This is a genomic window from Micromonospora sp. DT81.3, assembly GCF_049847225.1.
Classification (GTDB): domain Bacteria; phylum Actinomycetota; class Actinomycetes; order Actinomycetales; family Microbacteriaceae; genus Microbacterium.
The window spans coordinates 131,376-146,181 of record NZ_JBNCNY010000003.1 but is presented as its reverse complement, the minus strand read 5'-3'; the positions used below and the strand labels follow the sequence as shown (position 1 = coordinate 146,181).

At 67.0% G+C, this 14,806-nt stretch carries 14 protein-coding genes and 1 pseudogene; all 15 read right to left on the bottom strand.

Annotated elements, in window-relative coordinates; all coding sequences use genetic code 11:
- Positions 1-4: 4 nt before the first annotated feature.
- On the bottom strand, positions 5-1,777 hold the full coding sequence (locus tag ACPW96_RS08440; RefSeq protein WP_425882711.1) for a type IV secretory system conjugative DNA transfer family protein: 1,773 nt from the start codon (positions 1,775-1,777) through the stop codon (positions 5-7).
- Positions 1,774-2,265, bottom strand: coding sequence for a hypothetical protein (locus ACPW96_RS08435; RefSeq protein ID WP_425882710.1), 492 nt, complete (start codon positions 2,263-2,265; stop codon positions 1,774-1,776). Before ACPW96_RS08435 ends, ACPW96_RS08440 begins: the two co-directional genes overlap by 4 nt.
- Positions 2,266-2,357: 92 nt before the next feature.
- Positions 2,358-3,851 (bottom strand): hypothetical protein, encoded by a 1,494-nt coding sequence (locus ACPW96_RS08430; RefSeq protein ID WP_425882709.1) that lies wholly within the window; start codon positions 3,849-3,851, stop codon positions 2,358-2,360.
- Positions 3,848-4,330, bottom strand: coding sequence for a hypothetical protein (locus tag ACPW96_RS08425; RefSeq protein WP_425882708.1), 483 nt, complete (start codon positions 4,328-4,330; stop codon positions 3,848-3,850). Before ACPW96_RS08425 ends, ACPW96_RS08430 begins: the two co-directional genes overlap by 4 nt.
- A 56-nt stretch (positions 4,331-4,386) precedes the next feature.
- The gene (locus ACPW96_RS08420; RefSeq protein WP_425882707.1) at positions 4,387-5,850 is read right to left on the bottom strand and encodes an SCO6880 family protein; all 1,464 of its coding nucleotides are present in this window, start codon (positions 5,848-5,850) and stop codon (positions 4,387-4,389) included.
- On the bottom strand, positions 5,847-7,196 hold the full coding sequence (locus ACPW96_RS08415; protein WP_425882706.1) for a hypothetical protein: 1,350 nt from the start codon (positions 7,194-7,196) through the stop codon (positions 5,847-5,849). Before ACPW96_RS08415 ends, ACPW96_RS08420 begins: the two co-directional genes overlap by 4 nt.
- A 33-nt stretch (positions 7,197-7,229) precedes the next feature.
- A complete protein-coding gene (locus ACPW96_RS08410; protein WP_425882705.1) occupies positions 7,230-7,499 on the bottom strand; it encodes a DUF6112 family protein in 270 nt (89 codons plus the stop codon).
- Between the two features lie 98 nt (positions 7,500-7,597).
- A complete protein-coding gene (locus ACPW96_RS08405; protein WP_425882704.1) occupies positions 7,598-7,864 on the bottom strand; it encodes a DUF6112 family protein in 267 nt (88 codons plus the stop codon).
- Positions 7,865-7,869: 5 nt separating this feature from the next.
- Entirely contained in the window at positions 7,870-9,045 is a 1,176-nt protein-coding gene (locus tag ACPW96_RS08400; RefSeq protein WP_425882703.1) for a M23 family metallopeptidase, read from the bottom strand.
- Between the two features lie 12 nt (positions 9,046-9,057).
- Positions 9,058-9,738, bottom strand: a complete 681-nt coding sequence (locus tag ACPW96_RS08395) for a hypothetical protein (RefSeq protein WP_425882702.1) — start codon at positions 9,736-9,738, stop codon at positions 9,058-9,060.
- On the bottom strand, positions 9,738-10,742 hold the full coding sequence (locus tag ACPW96_RS08390; protein ID WP_425882701.1) for a ParB N-terminal domain-containing protein: 1,005 nt from the start codon (positions 10,740-10,742) through the stop codon (positions 9,738-9,740). The genes ACPW96_RS08395 and ACPW96_RS08390 overlap by 1 nt, the downstream gene beginning before the upstream one ends.
- 2 nt (positions 10,743-10,744) lie before the next feature.
- Positions 10,745-11,521, bottom strand: a complete 777-nt coding sequence (locus tag ACPW96_RS08385) for a hypothetical protein (RefSeq protein WP_425882966.1) — start codon at positions 11,519-11,521, stop codon at positions 10,745-10,747.
- A 582-nt stretch (positions 11,522-12,103) separates the two neighbouring features.
- Positions 12,104-12,655, bottom strand: a pseudogene (locus ACPW96_RS08380) (DUF2637 domain-containing protein); the annotation flags it as partial.
- A 62-nt stretch (positions 12,656-12,717) separates the two neighbouring features.
- Positions 12,718-13,608, bottom strand: a complete 891-nt coding sequence (locus tag ACPW96_RS08375; protein WP_425882700.1) for a bifunctional DNA primase/polymerase — start codon at positions 13,606-13,608, stop codon at positions 12,718-12,720.
- Positions 13,608-14,708, bottom strand: coding sequence for an ArdC-like ssDNA-binding domain-containing protein (locus ACPW96_RS08370; RefSeq protein ID WP_425882699.1), 1,101 nt, complete (start codon positions 14,706-14,708; stop codon positions 13,608-13,610). Before ACPW96_RS08370 ends, ACPW96_RS08375 begins: the two co-directional genes overlap by 1 nt.
- Positions 14,709-14,806: the final 98 nt, after the last annotated feature.

Genomic DNA, 14,806 nt, shown 5'->3' with positions numbered 1-14,806 from the left:
TCACCTATCCCCGCCGCAGTTGTTCCTCGACTCGAGCCCGTTCGGCGCGAAGTTCTGCAGCGTCGGGCCGGGCAGTCCATTCGCGCATGCGCGTGACGATTGGTGGCGCCGACCTCAGCAGTAGGAGCGCCGTGCCGTACGGCATCGTGCGAATCACGTCGGGCGGCATGATCGGAACACGGCGCGTTGATCGCTGGTTGGAGCGCATGCCGCGTTCGCCGATAGTGATCGAGTCGCTGGCCTCGTCGCGGTCGCCAATCAGGGTGGCGATGTCTTGGAGGTCTCGAGACCCTGAGGCGCCGCCGAGCACGATCTTGGCGATACTCGCGTCCCAGATCGCCGTGGCTGCGTTGTCGCCCCACCGCTGACGGGCCTGCGCGAGCGACTGAAGCACCGGCATCGTGGTGACACCGGTGCCTCCGCCTTCGGCCATCAGGACAGGCAGCGACGGCAGAGGGGCAAGGTTGCCGATCTCATCCAACGCGAGAAGCAGCGGCGGGTCCAGGCGGGCGCCTGGGGATCTCGCGGCAACCCGCCGGGCTGTCTCGACGAGGTCCTCTACCAGCGCGGCGACGAGGGAGGAGGAAGCGCCGGCGCCAGCGCCCGTCGCGAGAAGGTACAGGGTGCCATTGCGTCGGAGAAAGGTCTCCGGATCGAACTGCTCGTCCTCGCTCGGGCTGACCGCATCGAGAACACGAGGGTCAGCCAGAGCCGCCAATGCAAGGGAGACGCCCTGCCAGATCGAGTCGCGCGTGCGGGGGTCGGCGTCGATCATCGCCTCAAGCGACTCGGCCCATCCCGTCGCGGCGGCAGGGTTGGATGTGAGGATCGCGACTGCATCCTTCGCCGCGGCAGGGTCGAGCGTCCAGCGAAAGAGCTCACCAGGCGAGCGGCCGTCGAGCGCCGCGGCGTGCAGTAGCGACTGAAGGGCTGTGCGGGTCTTGCCCTCCCAGAAGCCGCCGTTCTCCACCCCTACGCTCGACAGGCCTGTACCGGCTGCGAGTCCCGCGGCGCGAATCATCGCGGTGAGTGGAAGCTCGCAGCCGCGTACCGGCGACCACCGCAAGCCCGCCGGTACGCCCGGAGCAAGACGTTGCGGATCGAACACGGCGACCGGCCCCCGTCTCATGCGCGAGCGAATGGTGGTCGTGAGGTTGTCTGGCCTGGTGGAGGTCGTGACGACTGCACCAGGTGCATCGAGTATCGCGTTGATGACGATGTGGGCGCCCTTGCCCGACCGGGGAGGGCCGATCACGAGGATCGAATCCTCGACCGACGTCCACACCTTCGTTCCTCGTGCCACGCCCACGAGATAGCCGACGTCCTCGGACCGCGGCTTATCGACGGACGCGCGAAGGTGGGCAGCGCGCTTCAGCAACGCGCGATCGGAGGCGGCGCGGCGCACGTCGGCCGACGTCGCGATCCCAGCAATCCGGTTCGGGTCGGACCTGGCGTGACGAGTGTGGTTCCGGATGACGCGCCACACCCACCACCCCGAAACGCTGAGTAGCGCCACGAACGCCGCAACGACAGCCCAATACGCCACGGCGTTGAGCCCAGGAGATCCGAGTGCCGCCCCCGGGTCAGCGGGGGAGCCGAAGACACCGAGCCCCGCTGCCAGACCACCTGTCGGCTGCTTCGCTCCTGACAGGAAGGCGGCGAGATTGCCGCCCACACGCAGGATGCCGGCGATCGCAACGGCGCCGCCGAGAGCGAGCAACGCGACGTTGGTCAGCCCGTCGGGACCGGAGACACCGACACCGTGGGGACCCGTCATGTGACGATCCCGAAGACACACGTGCCGGAGATTCTCCCCACGAGGACAATCTCGCCATCGGCGCTCACGCGGCAGAGCCCCGATTCCAGCAACGCTCGAGCGGACCCGTCCGCAGTAGCCTTGATGTGACGCACGATGACCGCTAGGGCTACCTCCTCGCCCGGGAGGAAACCCTCTTCGCCGTAGACAACGCGAGGCGGCTCGATCAAGGGCGTCGCATCGATGAGTGCTGCTGGTGCGGCCAGTGGCTCCGCCGGAGCGCTCGACCCTCCTTCCCGGACCTGCGGCGCACTCGGGGCGACCGAGCCCTGCAGCGGCCGGGTGATGAGGTCGGTGAAGACCGTGCCGTCTGCCTCGTGGACGACGACCCGCACCGGCGACCCGTGAGCGAGCAGGACCGTGTCTATGACTTCCGCAAACGACGCGCGGGCCCAGGGTGCCCCGAACCGAGGCGGTTCGAACGGCGTCCCATCGACGGCGACGGTCATCGTGCCGTCCGCCGAGATCGTCATGGTGATCAGCGGAAGGACCGCCGGCACGCGGATCGCGTCGGTGGATCGTCGTAATGCGTGCGCTGTCGTCATTTCACGCCCTCCGTCATCCGGCTCGTCGTGTCGAACGCTGCAAGCTCCGCGGGATGCAGTTGGTGCTGAACCACGAAGCTGCGGTCCTTGATCCGCCAGAGACCTTGACCCGTTGCCAAGCCGGGCAGCAGGCTCTGCTCAGTGCCAGTGAGGCCCAGCGCGGTCGCAGTCGCTCCGAGCTGGTCCGATTCCTGCCGGTAGATGATTCGGGTTTCCGCGTTGGCGAGGAGCGACGACGCGATCGCGCGCATCGCGGAACCCTGGTCACCGACGTTGTCGAGGTCGGAGAGCTTGTGGAACACGAGCAGGTTCGCGATTCCGTAATGGCGCGCGAGCCGCCACTGCGCATCCATGCGTCGCAGCAACGCAGGATGCGACATGAGACGCCAGGCCTCGTCATAGATGACCCAACGCTGTCCGCCGTGCGGGTCGAGGAGGGCGGACTCCATCCAGGCGGAGGAGCACGTCATGAGGACAGAGACGAGCGTCGTGTTCTCGGCAACGCGCGACAGGTCGAGCGAGATCATCGGCAGGCTCGGGTCGAAGGTGACGGTGCTGGGACCGTCAAACAGGCCGGCGAGATCTCCGGCGACGAGCCGACGGAGTGCGTGCCCCACGACCCTGCCGTCCTCGACGAGGCGGCGGTCGGCTTGCTGAGATGCGTCCGGGGAGAGGATGCGTTCCACGACCATCGGCAGGATCGGGGTCTCACATGTGCGGACAGTGTCCGCGAGAGCGAGGTCGATCGCAGTGTGCTCCAGCGGGCTCAGTGGTCGTTCGAGCACCGTTTCGGTCAGGGCGCCGATGAGATCGCGCCGACGAGAGGTGACCTGACCGGCCCAGCTCTCGTCGGAAACGCCGGATGGGCGATGCCCTTCGTCGAGCGGATTGAGTCGGTTCGCCATGCCGTGCCCAAGCACGATTGCCTGCCCACCGACCGCTTCGGCGACTGCAGTGTGTTCGCCCTTCGGGTCGCCTGGTACGTAGACGCGGCGGCCGAAGGGGATCGAGCGCGTGTAGAGGCTCTTCACGAGCGATGACTTGCCGGAGCCCACGATGCCTGCCAGGACGATGTTCGGCGCGGTGATCATCCCACGTGAGTAGAGCACCCACGGGTCATAGACGAATGACGCACCCGAGTAGAGGTCCTGGCCGACGAAGACGCCTTGCGAGCCGAGTCCGCCTTCGGCGAGGAACGGGTACGCTCCGGCAAGCGTTGCACTGGTGTCCTGGTGGCGCGGTATCCGCAGGCGGCCGGGCGTTCGGAGCGCCGTGGGGCGCGACTCGCCGGATGCGGGCAGGTAGGCCGTCGCGCGTAGATCCGCGCGCTGCGCTTCGGCCTCGGCACGGTCGGATGCGGTGGTGGCAGCGCGAGTGGCGGCACTGAGACGCTGGGATGCCTTTCGTCGGGCGCGACGCTCCTTCCTGCGTTCGCCTGCCGGGTCCACGAGCGTTGTGGTGTGTATGCGCTCACCCCCTTGCGCGTTCACAGCGACATCCCGTTGCGGCGGTGAACTATCGCACCAGACCCCTGGAAGGCGAAGTAGCCAGGGCGCTGAAAGGAGTCGTTCGGATTGACGCGGGGCGCGACTGATTCCGAGACCGGCGGCACGGCGGCGGCGGAGGAGCCCCATGCAATTCGGCCGGAGTGCTGAGATGCCCGATCCAGGGCCAGGCCGGCCCGAGCGACAAGGGTCGACGCACGGCGCAGCGCGAGGGCGGCTGCATGGGCTTCCTCCACCCCAGCCCAGTGATCGCCGTCGTCAGTTCGGGCGATCGCGTCCGAGCTGGTGTGCGCGAACGCGAGCTGATCGAGCACCTGTTCGAGCGACCTCAGGCCGCCCAGCAGGTCCCCGACCACCTCGTACGTCTGTGCCGGGTCAGCGAACGTGCGCGTGGCGTGCGCGAGAGCGCGCAATGCGTGACACGCTTCCTCGCCATCGACGACAGGATCCTGGAATGTAGGCATTGCGTGTCCCCTTGCAACAGAAGTCGTCAGTCAGGTGCGCGAGGTGTCCCCGCGCGTCATACGGTTCGGCACAGGGGCAGCGCGGCGACGGTGAACGCTTGCGCCTGCTGACCCACGAGCCTCCGTGTTTCGCAGGCAGCTTGCACGGCGGCCTGCTCGATCGCCGCGACTGCGGCATCCAGCTCGTCTACGCTCGGCGCCGACACTGCGACGAGCCCGGTGAAACGCAGCACTCCGTGACCAGCCGTGAGGTCTGACTCTTGCTGCACAACGTCGTTGTATTCGGCGGTGCGCGCGGCATCCTCGATCTGCCCGACCTTCGCCCGCTGCGCAGCATCCGAGAGAAGCCCTACCTTCTTTCTCCTGATGTCCCGCGCGGCGAGGTCGGCACGGACCGGCGTGCACGTCAGAGTGAATGTGCGTTGGATGCCGGAAGTCAGCAGCAAGGGGGAGAGAAAGCCGGGGTACACCTGTGACCGCGGCCACTCCGAGATCCAGAGAACCGCGTGGTGGGCCGAGTCGGTACGAAGCCGGTCCCAGTTTTCGGAGACCGCGATGGGTCCGGCCGTTGCGAGGGACCTACCGATGTCGCCGTGTCGCTCCAGAGCGGGAGCAGCGGCGGGATCGTACGCGGAGCGCAGTACGACCGCGACTTCGCCTGGGCTGAGCCAGCCTGTTGGCGTCAGATCGGCTGCCCGCAGTGCCGCCGCGAAAGTCGCCATCTCCTGACGCAGGACGCTCGCGGCCCCCTTCATGCCACCCCCGGCGGCGCGGATCTGGCGGGCCGCCGCGCGCATGTCGAGCGCGAGGGCGACTGTCGTGTCGTGTCGTTCGCCTGCGGGGCCGGCACGCTCAATGAGTTCTTTGTAGGTGACCGCGGGCCAGGAGTCATCGTCGATGCCGTGCCGGGCCCACCATTCGGCGAGACCGCTTCCGGAGCTGGGCACCGTGCGCTCGGAGATCTGCACCCGCGCGATCCGGCCCGACCGGCAGACCGTCGCGAGCACCCGCCCCCAGCCGGCCACCCGACGCTCCTGTTCGCCGCTGTCGAGAAGAACGAAAGCCGGATGCGTGATGCCAGCGATCGCCGTCAGCGTCTGAGCGTGAGGGTCTTGGATCATGGCGGCGCCCGTCTCGGGGTCGACCCACTCTCGGAGCGCGGCGGCGTCGCCAGGGAGTGCGAGCGTGCCCGCGGGGCGCGGCTTGACCAAGTCCGCGCGGAATCGCAGCTGCCCGCCGACGCTTCGCCACACCCAGCGGATCGAGATCGGCACCCATTCAATGAGCTTCCGGCCGCCCACGGGGACGAACGCAAGAGCGACGCTTGTCACCCAGATCGGTGACGTGAGGCCGAAGAGGATGCCGCCGCCCAGGTACACGGCACTGGTGAACGCGATCAGTCCGATGGCGAGCGTCACGAGCTGTGCCAGGGAGAGGCCGAGCATCACGCCTCGCTTGGACAGACGGGAGAACTGAACCGGGCGCAGCTGGTTCGCGCGCGGGAGGTTGTTCGCTGTCATGCTGTCGTCCTTTCGCGCGGAGTGGGGATCGGTCGCGGGGGCGGGGTCGGTGTGCGCGGCTGTGGGATCGGTTGCCCGGCAGCCGGGGAGGCTGTCGGTGACGGTGGTATGTCTGCCGGAATGGCACCCTCGGCATGTCCCATGGCTGCTAATCCGGTGGCGTTTCCGAGCTTGGGTCCGGCGGAGGCAGCCTTGCCAGCCACCTGACCGCCGACGATGACTGCGGCGGCCGGGCCGGCGGCCGCCGCAGCTCCTGAAGTTCCTGCGCCCGACGCTGCTGCACCAGACGCTCCCGCGCTGGCACCCGATCCGGCCGTGCTGCCGGCGGCGCTCGTCGCCGCGGGGGGCGCCGACCCGCTCGAGGTGCCACCTCCGTCGAGGATCGACTTCGCCGACTTCGCAGTCGCGGGGCTAATCGGCACGGGGACGGGCCGATTCAGCGCTCCCTTCGCCTCCTGTTCGGTCGACATCGCGTGGTACATATCGACGCCGACGAACGAGATGAACTTGTAGGTCATGTATGGCGCGAAGGCTGCGACGAGCATGAGCACGACTCCGGCCACGGGATCGCTGATCGAGGCGAGATCAAGGTCAATCGGCGCCGCGGTCTGATTGATCGCGACGAGGAAGAGGACGACGAGCACGAGCTTGGAGAACACGAGGGCCACAACGAACGCCACCCACTTGCCGAACCAGCCACGGGTAGCATCCCAGGAGAATCCGGCGAGTGCGATCGGCGCGAACACGATCGCCACCAGGAGCAGGGCTTTGCGGATAAGGAGCGAGAACCAGACGATCGCGGTAGCTGCGATCGCGAGTCCGGCGAGGAAGATCGTCATGATCGCGCCGACGCCGGGGCTCGCGATGTTGATCGCGACCAGCCCGGCGGCCATCAAGGCGATTCTGTCGCCCATTCCCTCCATCGTGTTGCCGGTTGCCTGGACGATCCCGATGGCCAGCTGATCCGTGAGCTCCAGCACCGTCGCCGTCAGGGCGATCGCGACGAACGATCCGAGCACGGACTTGCCGAGCCCCACAGCAGCCCGGGAGAGCGCAGTCGGATCGCGATGCGCCAATCCGGTGATCAATTGCAGGCAGAAGAACACGAGCATGACGAACAGCGCCACGCCAAAGAGCAGGTTGTACACCTGGGTGTACTGGTCACCGGTGACGTCGACGAGGGTGGTCGTGTCGAACACCGCCCAGACGGCTTCGAAGAACCACGCGGCGGCTGCGGCGAGCGTATGAGCGAGCCAATCGAAGGGCGCGGCAACGAGCGATGTGACACCCGACCCGACGGTCTGGCATACCTCGGCGATCGCCGGGATATCGCAAACTCCGCCCACTCGCGTCGTTCCTCTCGATCGGCCGCGTCTCGCTCAGACAGACTGACCGACACCCCAGAAGAAGTTCACGAGCGTGACCGACGCCCCGCAGATGAGTGCCGCGCCGCACGCCACGAGAACGCCGAGCTTGCCGCGAGAGGCGAGATGGGGGTTCGATGAGTTGGCTCCATACCCCCAGGCGACCGCGGCGATAATGAGGGCGAGCACGGCGAGGATGAGCCCGACAGTCATCACCGCGCCGACGATGACGCGGAGTTGTTCGATGCCGGGGAGGCCTGACCCGTTTGGTGTGATGTCGATCACGGTCGTGCTCCTTGTCTGCGCAGAAACGAACCTGCGTACAAGGTGCGTGCGGCGTCCCCGAGATTCGTCGTGCCGCGCAGTGCATGCGTTCACTCGGGCTACAGCTGCTGGCCGACCCCGATGAGGAAGTTCATCCAGGCGACGGCCGCGCCGGCAAGTGCCGCTGCGCCGACGGCGACAAGGAGGCCGGTACGGGCTCGCATGGCCGACTGGTAGTTCCCGCTCGTCGACGCAATCGCCCATGTGGCGGCACAGATGAGGATCGCAAGTACCGCGAGAACCAGGACATACATGAGGAGAGCGCCGACGATCGCGCGGAGGTCACCCGCACCTCCAACTGCTCCGAAGTCGGGGAAGATATCCATTCCGGTCACGCTCGTGCGCCCGTCGCGCACGCTGTCCTGCCAGAGGTCGAGGAATCCAATCCTTCAGCCCCGTGCTCGGCGAGCCACGGGTCTGCGTCGATAGCGGGCTCGAACGCGCCGCCGGGACGAATCTCGAAGTGCAGATGGGATCCGGTCGATTTACCGGATGCCCCGACGTCCCCAATGTGGTGCCCGGCGGTGACGCGTTCACCGACCGTCACGTGTACGCCGGTTTGCCACATATGCGCGTACGCCGACGCCACCCGCTCTCCGTTGACCGTGTGCTCGATGACGATCAGCTGTCCGTAACCCCCATACGGCCCCGCCCAGCTGACGATCCCGTCCGCGATCGCGAAGATCGGCGTGCCGTCTGCCGCGGAGAAGTCGGTTCCTGCATGGAACGCAGGTTGACCGGTCATGGGGTCAGTGCGCCCACCGTACCCGCTGGACCGCACCCACGTATCGCTCGGGAGGGCGAAGACGATGCGGGTCGTCTCGGGGATGGAATCGAGCGGTGCGCCGCCTCCGTTCGCCGAGACGGTAGGCCGGGTCAGCGCTACGAGGATGGCTTCCGCGACGGGCTGATACTCCTGATAGCGGTCGGGGAAAGCTGAGCGCTCGACAGATTGCGCAGCCGAGCCGGGGTCAGCTGACTGCCAGCCCGGTATGTCGAGGAGCCCCGCGGGGGAGGGAAAGTTGGGTCCTTCTGCTCCACCGAAGAATGCGCGCACCTGGTAGTCCGGATCCATGAGCTCGTCGACAGTGCCCCAGCCGGAGGCCGGGCGCATCTGAAACAGGCCGAGTGAGTCGTGGTCGCTGCCGACGCCGTCGTTGGGCATGCCGAGCGATGCGGGATGGGCCGCGTTTGCGAGCATCCGTAGGGTTGACTCGGTGAGTGCGGCCATCAGCCCGATCACCACCCCCTGCCGCCCGACACCCTCAATGCCGCTGCCTACCGTGATGATGGTCGCGGCGTGGGTGAGTTGTGTGTGCCCGAGGGTCACGGACACGCCGTCGCTCCGTATCGCAGTTAGTCTCTCCGGCACGTCGGTAACGACGAGCTGACCGGATGTCTGGCAGGCAGCGAGTGCGGCGGGGGAGAGGACGAGAGGGAGCGCGATCAAGCCGGCGAACGGCAGGGTGAACAGAACGACGGCGAGAGCGATGACGAGCTTCTTCATGCGCGACGTCCGTCACCGGAGCGGATTGTTGACCCCAGAGAGCCGGAGCAATCGGCACTCGTCGAAACTCGGCTCGCAGGCGATGAAGAGGGTGAACGCGATCGGTCGAGACGTCTCCTGGGCCTGCGTCCCCACGATGCCGGCGCGATGGCGTGTTCCCGTGATCGTGTACGCGATGGTTCCGGGGAGTAGTTGGCCAGGTGCCGCTTGACCGACGGCGTCGCTCCAGGATGCCGGAACGAATGCCTCATCGATGGTGAGCCACTGGCGCGTGCCGTAGCCGCGCAGCGTCAACCAGGCGTCCGCCGTCGGCAGGTAGGTGCGAACATCGGAGGCTAGCCCGGCGGTCTCAGTACCAGAGGGATCCCCTGCGTCGATGATCACCTGCGCGTAGTCGGCCGGATCGAAGTCCGTGGCGGCGTCCCAGTTGATGAGCGCGTGGGCGGCATCGCGCGCGAAGGACTCGGCATCCGATGTCGAGCGGATCGGGGGAAGCGTTGCGCTCGAGGCGCTCGGTTCAGGATCGACGGCCGCGGCGGTCGGGGCTGTCGGCTCGACGGAGGTCGTCGGCGTGCTGGGCGCCGGTGCCAGTACAAGGCCGTAAAGGCCGACGCCGACGAGTGCGGCCAGCACACCGAACCCGATCGAGAGGAGAAGGACGAGGCGCCGCCCTGGGCGCACAGACGCGGCCATCACGCGATCTCCCGTCCCCGCTGGACACGTGCGTTGCGGAGCGCCGCGAAGAACTCCACGGTCGACGCGAGTGTCGCTTCGAACTGCTCGAGTTGCTCATCCGTCAGTTCATTAGCCACAGCCGCGACATCGAAATGGGTCCACCAGAGATCCAGGTCCTCCCACACACGCACGAACGCGCGGACGGGGAAGACGTGTGCCGTAGCAGCACGAGACCTGGATGGCCGCCGGTTGCGCTTCGCCTCCTTGACTCTCGCGAGAGCCGCGTTTGCCAATTGCTCGAGTTCGTCGGGCGGCTCGAAGTCCTCGGGTGCTTCGAAGTCCTCGAACTGCCTCGGCGGCTCCGGATCGAGGAGTTGCCTGATTCGCAGGTGTGACGCGGCGACACTGCCGCCATCGTCGATGAGCCGCAGTTCTTCGCTCGCTCTCTCCTTCAGTGCAGGGTCGGCGCCGGGGTCAGCGACAAAGCGCTGCAGTTCGGCAATGCGTTCCAGCGTCGTGTATGACGCCTTTCCGGTGACCATCTGGGCTGCCTGGGTGCGACTCTTGCCTGACTTGAATTGCGGTGGTGCCACGGTGGCACCACCGTCTTTTCCATCCCGAGAATCCGGACGGCTGAAACGCGTCGCGGACTGCCGGCGAGTCGCGTCGTCGGCGATGTGATCCTTCAGTTCGGTGTACAGGGCGGCCGCCTCTGTCGGCGTGAGCGGCTTGTGGAGGAGGTTCTCGGCCTGCTCTGCCAACAGCTCGGCGAGCCGATCCGAGATCCCGGACCTCACCCACACCTTGATCGTCTTCTCACCAAGCCGCTTCAGCGCTTCGAGCCGACGAGCGCCGCACACCAGGACGCCTTCCGGTGTCACGGTGACCGGCTGAAGAAGTCCGTCGCGGGTGATCGACGCGGCGAGCTCATCGATGTCTCCGAACTCGGTACGGTGCCGCTTCCCGACGACGATCGACTCGATCGATCGTTCGAGCTCGATGTGGCCGACTCTGGTTCCCACGGTCACCGCCTCGATCGCTCGGCGGGGGCGGCGAGACTGACCGCGAGAACAAGGTCATCATCCGTAAGCAGCGAACGTAGCGGTTCACCGATCAGAAGGCGGAGAAGGATGCCGCGGCCGGCTGTCGTCCGGGAGACCTCCGGTTCCGGGTTGCCGAGGACAGCGCGGAGCAATCCATTCCACGACGCGGACGACAGGTCGAGGAGGGTTCTCCCGTGAACGTCGCGCCGGAGCGATTCCCAGGCGGTTGCACGCGAGGGAACCTCACTGAGCCGCGCGCAGATGTACTCCATCGCCGTGCGCGCGGGCGTGCGCGGCCAGCCGAGCAAGGTCATGAAGGCGATCGCATTCTCGACTGCCTCACCGATCCCCGCGCCGTCTGAGTGGCCATCATCGGGCGCGTCCCCGATCGACTGCACACGAAGTGCCGGGTGATAGCCGCTCAAAGGGTTCTCCCGGTCGCTGAATCGCTCGGGGTCATGGAACGACGAGAACTCAGGACGGCGCGCCTGGTAAACGGAGCACAGCAGGCCGTTCGCCCGTTCCTCCGCGATCAGCGTCACCTGCACGGCCCGTGTGACTACCGCCCAGGGGTCGTCGGCATTGCGCACGGCCGATGAGCGCATCGCGTCGAATGCGGCCGCGGCCGCATCCCATGGATCGAGCCCGTGCTTGCGCGCCAGCTTTGCGTAACGCCGAACGACATACTCCATGAGCGCTGCGGCTTCGGTGTCGCGACGCCACGCGCCGTGGTCCTGCGCGGCAAGGCGCTCGAGCACTTCGCGCAGCCCCTCCGAGGTCTCAAACGCAGCGGGGACGCGTGCTGGCTCGGACGAATCCGAAACGCGCTGCGAGTGGGCCGATGCGGCGGCAGCTGACCGGGAACCTTGGCTCGACATGGCAACCTCGCTACCGACCGATTCCAGAACGACGGACGGACCCGTGATCAGCGCGGCCGTTTCCGAAAGCCTCCACCGGCGGTAGGTGAAGGGCCCGTTCACGAATTGCGCGGCGAGTAGCCGCAACCCCCTGCGTCGGGAAAGCGCGCGCTCGCCGGGCGAGCGAGGACTCGAGGTCGATTCCCTGGCCCGCGACGCGCCCGGTGACCGCTCGAACGAGTTCCGTAGGTCGCATCCAGACCACCTCGCTTCGAACCCGCTCAGCGCCGGATAGGGACAGCGGCTGCCTCGCAAGCGAAGGATCGCCGTGCCGCGCCAACTCGGAGACCTCTTCGGGTGACCGCTTGTCGACGAGTTCACGTTCACGCTCGGACGCGTCCACGCGACGTGGCAGGCCGGGTCGCTCGACTCGCTCGTATTCGTTCCTGACGTAACTCCCTTCTGAACCTCAGGTGTGCCGATCGTCCCCGCGAACCACCGGCCGACTGTCGACGGATGAACTCCCGTGGCGCTCGCAATCTCCTTGTTCGACATCCCGCGCTGACGCATCAGCGCGGCAACGCTTCTACGGGCACCCTTCTCGGGAACATCGACCAGCGAGCGAATCGGAACGACTTCTGTGGACAGGTCTCGTGACGTCTCTGCTGTGGAGGAGACGTGAAGCCGGAATCGCTGGGCGAGAACGACCGTCAGGTGAGTGATCGCGAGAAGCACCAGCGGCGGTACTGCGGCAACCGACGCTGCAAGCACGGGAAGAACATCGGCATCCGCCGCGACCACGGCATGGATCGAGTTTGCGGCGACCGATACCGCAGCGCCGATCATGAGCAGCATCCACGGATACCATGCACCCCGCTGTCCGGCGAGCGCGACGACGGCAACGGTTCCGACGACGATGATTCCGTCCACAATGAGCGGCCACGCCCACGCCTGCGTCGCCGCGATGCCGGACGCGTGGGCGAGATCCGCGAGAGCGGTGAACGACAACCAGAACGCACCGACAGCGATGAACACGGTGCCGACTACCGCGGTCCATACGGCAATCCGTCCTGACCGCGGGTCCGTCGTAGCGGGGATCACGAGATCACCTGCCTGCTGAGCGAGCGGGATGCTGAGCTGCCACCACTGATGCGAAAGGGTGGGGTCGGCCCCACCACCGTTCGGTACGCAGACCGGATGGTCGTCAGGATTTCAGCCCGATGCAACCCCGCGTGCTCCGCAGCAGGCCCGAGTACGTTGCGCGCGCTCTGATCGTTGACGCCGTTCTCGGCGAGCCGGCATGCGGCCCAGTACAGGGCGCGGTTCCGTTCGCCCTCAGCCCGTGCGGCCAGCCACGCCGCGATACGCTCCGTGTCAACATCGCGGCGGGCTTCCGCGGGCATCGTCGCAGTAGGGGTCGGCCTCGGGTCAAGGAACTGTCGAAGCGCCGATCCGTCGATAGACACGGCGTCCCCGCGGCCAGCGCCGATCAACTCATACGCGGACCTGTTGCCTTCGAACAGCACCAGCGACGGCGGCACGATGACGTAGCCTCCCTCGCCCCGGAAGTCGATGCCGGCGCTGGCGGCCTGCCACGATGCCTGAACGCGATCAGGGTCTGCGGGGTAGTAGGCGTGCATCCCACCGGATGCCGTCTTCACCAGCGCCTGCCAGCGATCCACGAGACCTTCCCGGCGAGCGAGCTCGAAGGCAGCGAATCCGCGCACTCGCCCGTGCACATCGATGTCTACGACCTCGACGGAGGAAGCTCGCCCGGTCGGCATGCCGATGTTCGCATCGGGCCATCGAGACCACCATCGGGCAATCTGGCCGCCGTCGAATGTCGCATCGCGGAACCCGTGCTCAGTGAGTGGCCGCTTCTCGAATGGCTTGCATGGGAAGATCGGGACTCCTGCCGCAGCGAATCGAGCGGCTCCCTCCTGCGGTGAGAGGCCGATCACTCCGGCGAATAGGGCGACGGTGTCCATCACAGATCCCGGGCCGAGATCGCGGATTGGGCAAAGGAATGCCGAACCCTCGCGAAGCGGACATCATCGAACCGTTCCACTTGACCAGCAACGGTTGGCTGAAGTGCACCCCGCTGCGCTTCCCTCGTCAGACCCGGCGGGTCGCCCGAGCCGGCTTGCATCGTCGGCAGCCCCTTGAGGATGGTGACCGCTGCCGTGCGCACTCGCTCACCAGTCGCTTGCACGACTTCCACCGGCGTCTTTCCATCGACGGATGTTGCCCAGGTCGCCACATACGGGATGGTGTAGCCCGATGTGTCGACGCCGTGGGCTGCTCCGATCATCAGAGCAACGGACTCCGCCTCGACCTCCCCGACCCCGCGATGGAGTGCGGCATCCGCGTAGTTAGGGCCGTGCAGCATCACGTGCGCCAGCTCGTGCGCCAAGGTCTTCGCACGCGCCGCCGGTTCCATGTCACCCCGAATGGCAACGCTCCGAGTCAGGTAGTCAGTCATGCCGTTGGCTCCGCCGAGATCGCGACCGCTCCCAACAATGCGCAATGTGTACCCGTGTCCGCGTACCAAGGACGCCAGACCATCCCAGAGACCCGGTGGCGCCCCGCCTGCGAGCAACTGCGGCGTGGGCACCTGGGGAATTGGGACACCACTCGTCTGCGAGGCGTCCCACACGTATGCGGGCCGCACGCCGACCAGTCGCGCGCGCACGACGTCGTTGCGTCTCGGGATCTCGCGAGGCGCAAGACGACGCCATGACTCGGCGACATGTGGCGTGGGCGAGGCGAACCGCGCGAGGATCGGCGCAAAGATCATGTAGCCGGTCTGGCCACGCTCGACCGCCCTTCCCAGCGCGAGCCACTGCCGGAACCCCGCGACGTACGTCGGCGTGGGCTCAGCCACCCTGCCCTGCTCGAACGCGGCGAGGTGTTGCATCCAAATGAGCACGGTGTTGTTGAACGAACGCGATCGGAATCGAGCGGCGAACTCGAGAGCCCGCACCCAGTCATCGCCCGTCACGAGCGTGGCCACAGCATCCGCCAACTGAGCGTGCAGCCGTTCGAGCTTCGCCTCCGTGGCACCGACGGTGGGGTGTTGGTGAGTCATGGCAGGGGCACCTCCTTCTGAGCCGACGTAGCGGCTTCTTGTTGGAGGTACGCGCCATCTCACCGTCGACGTTGTCGGCCCGGCGGCGGTGGGCCGGG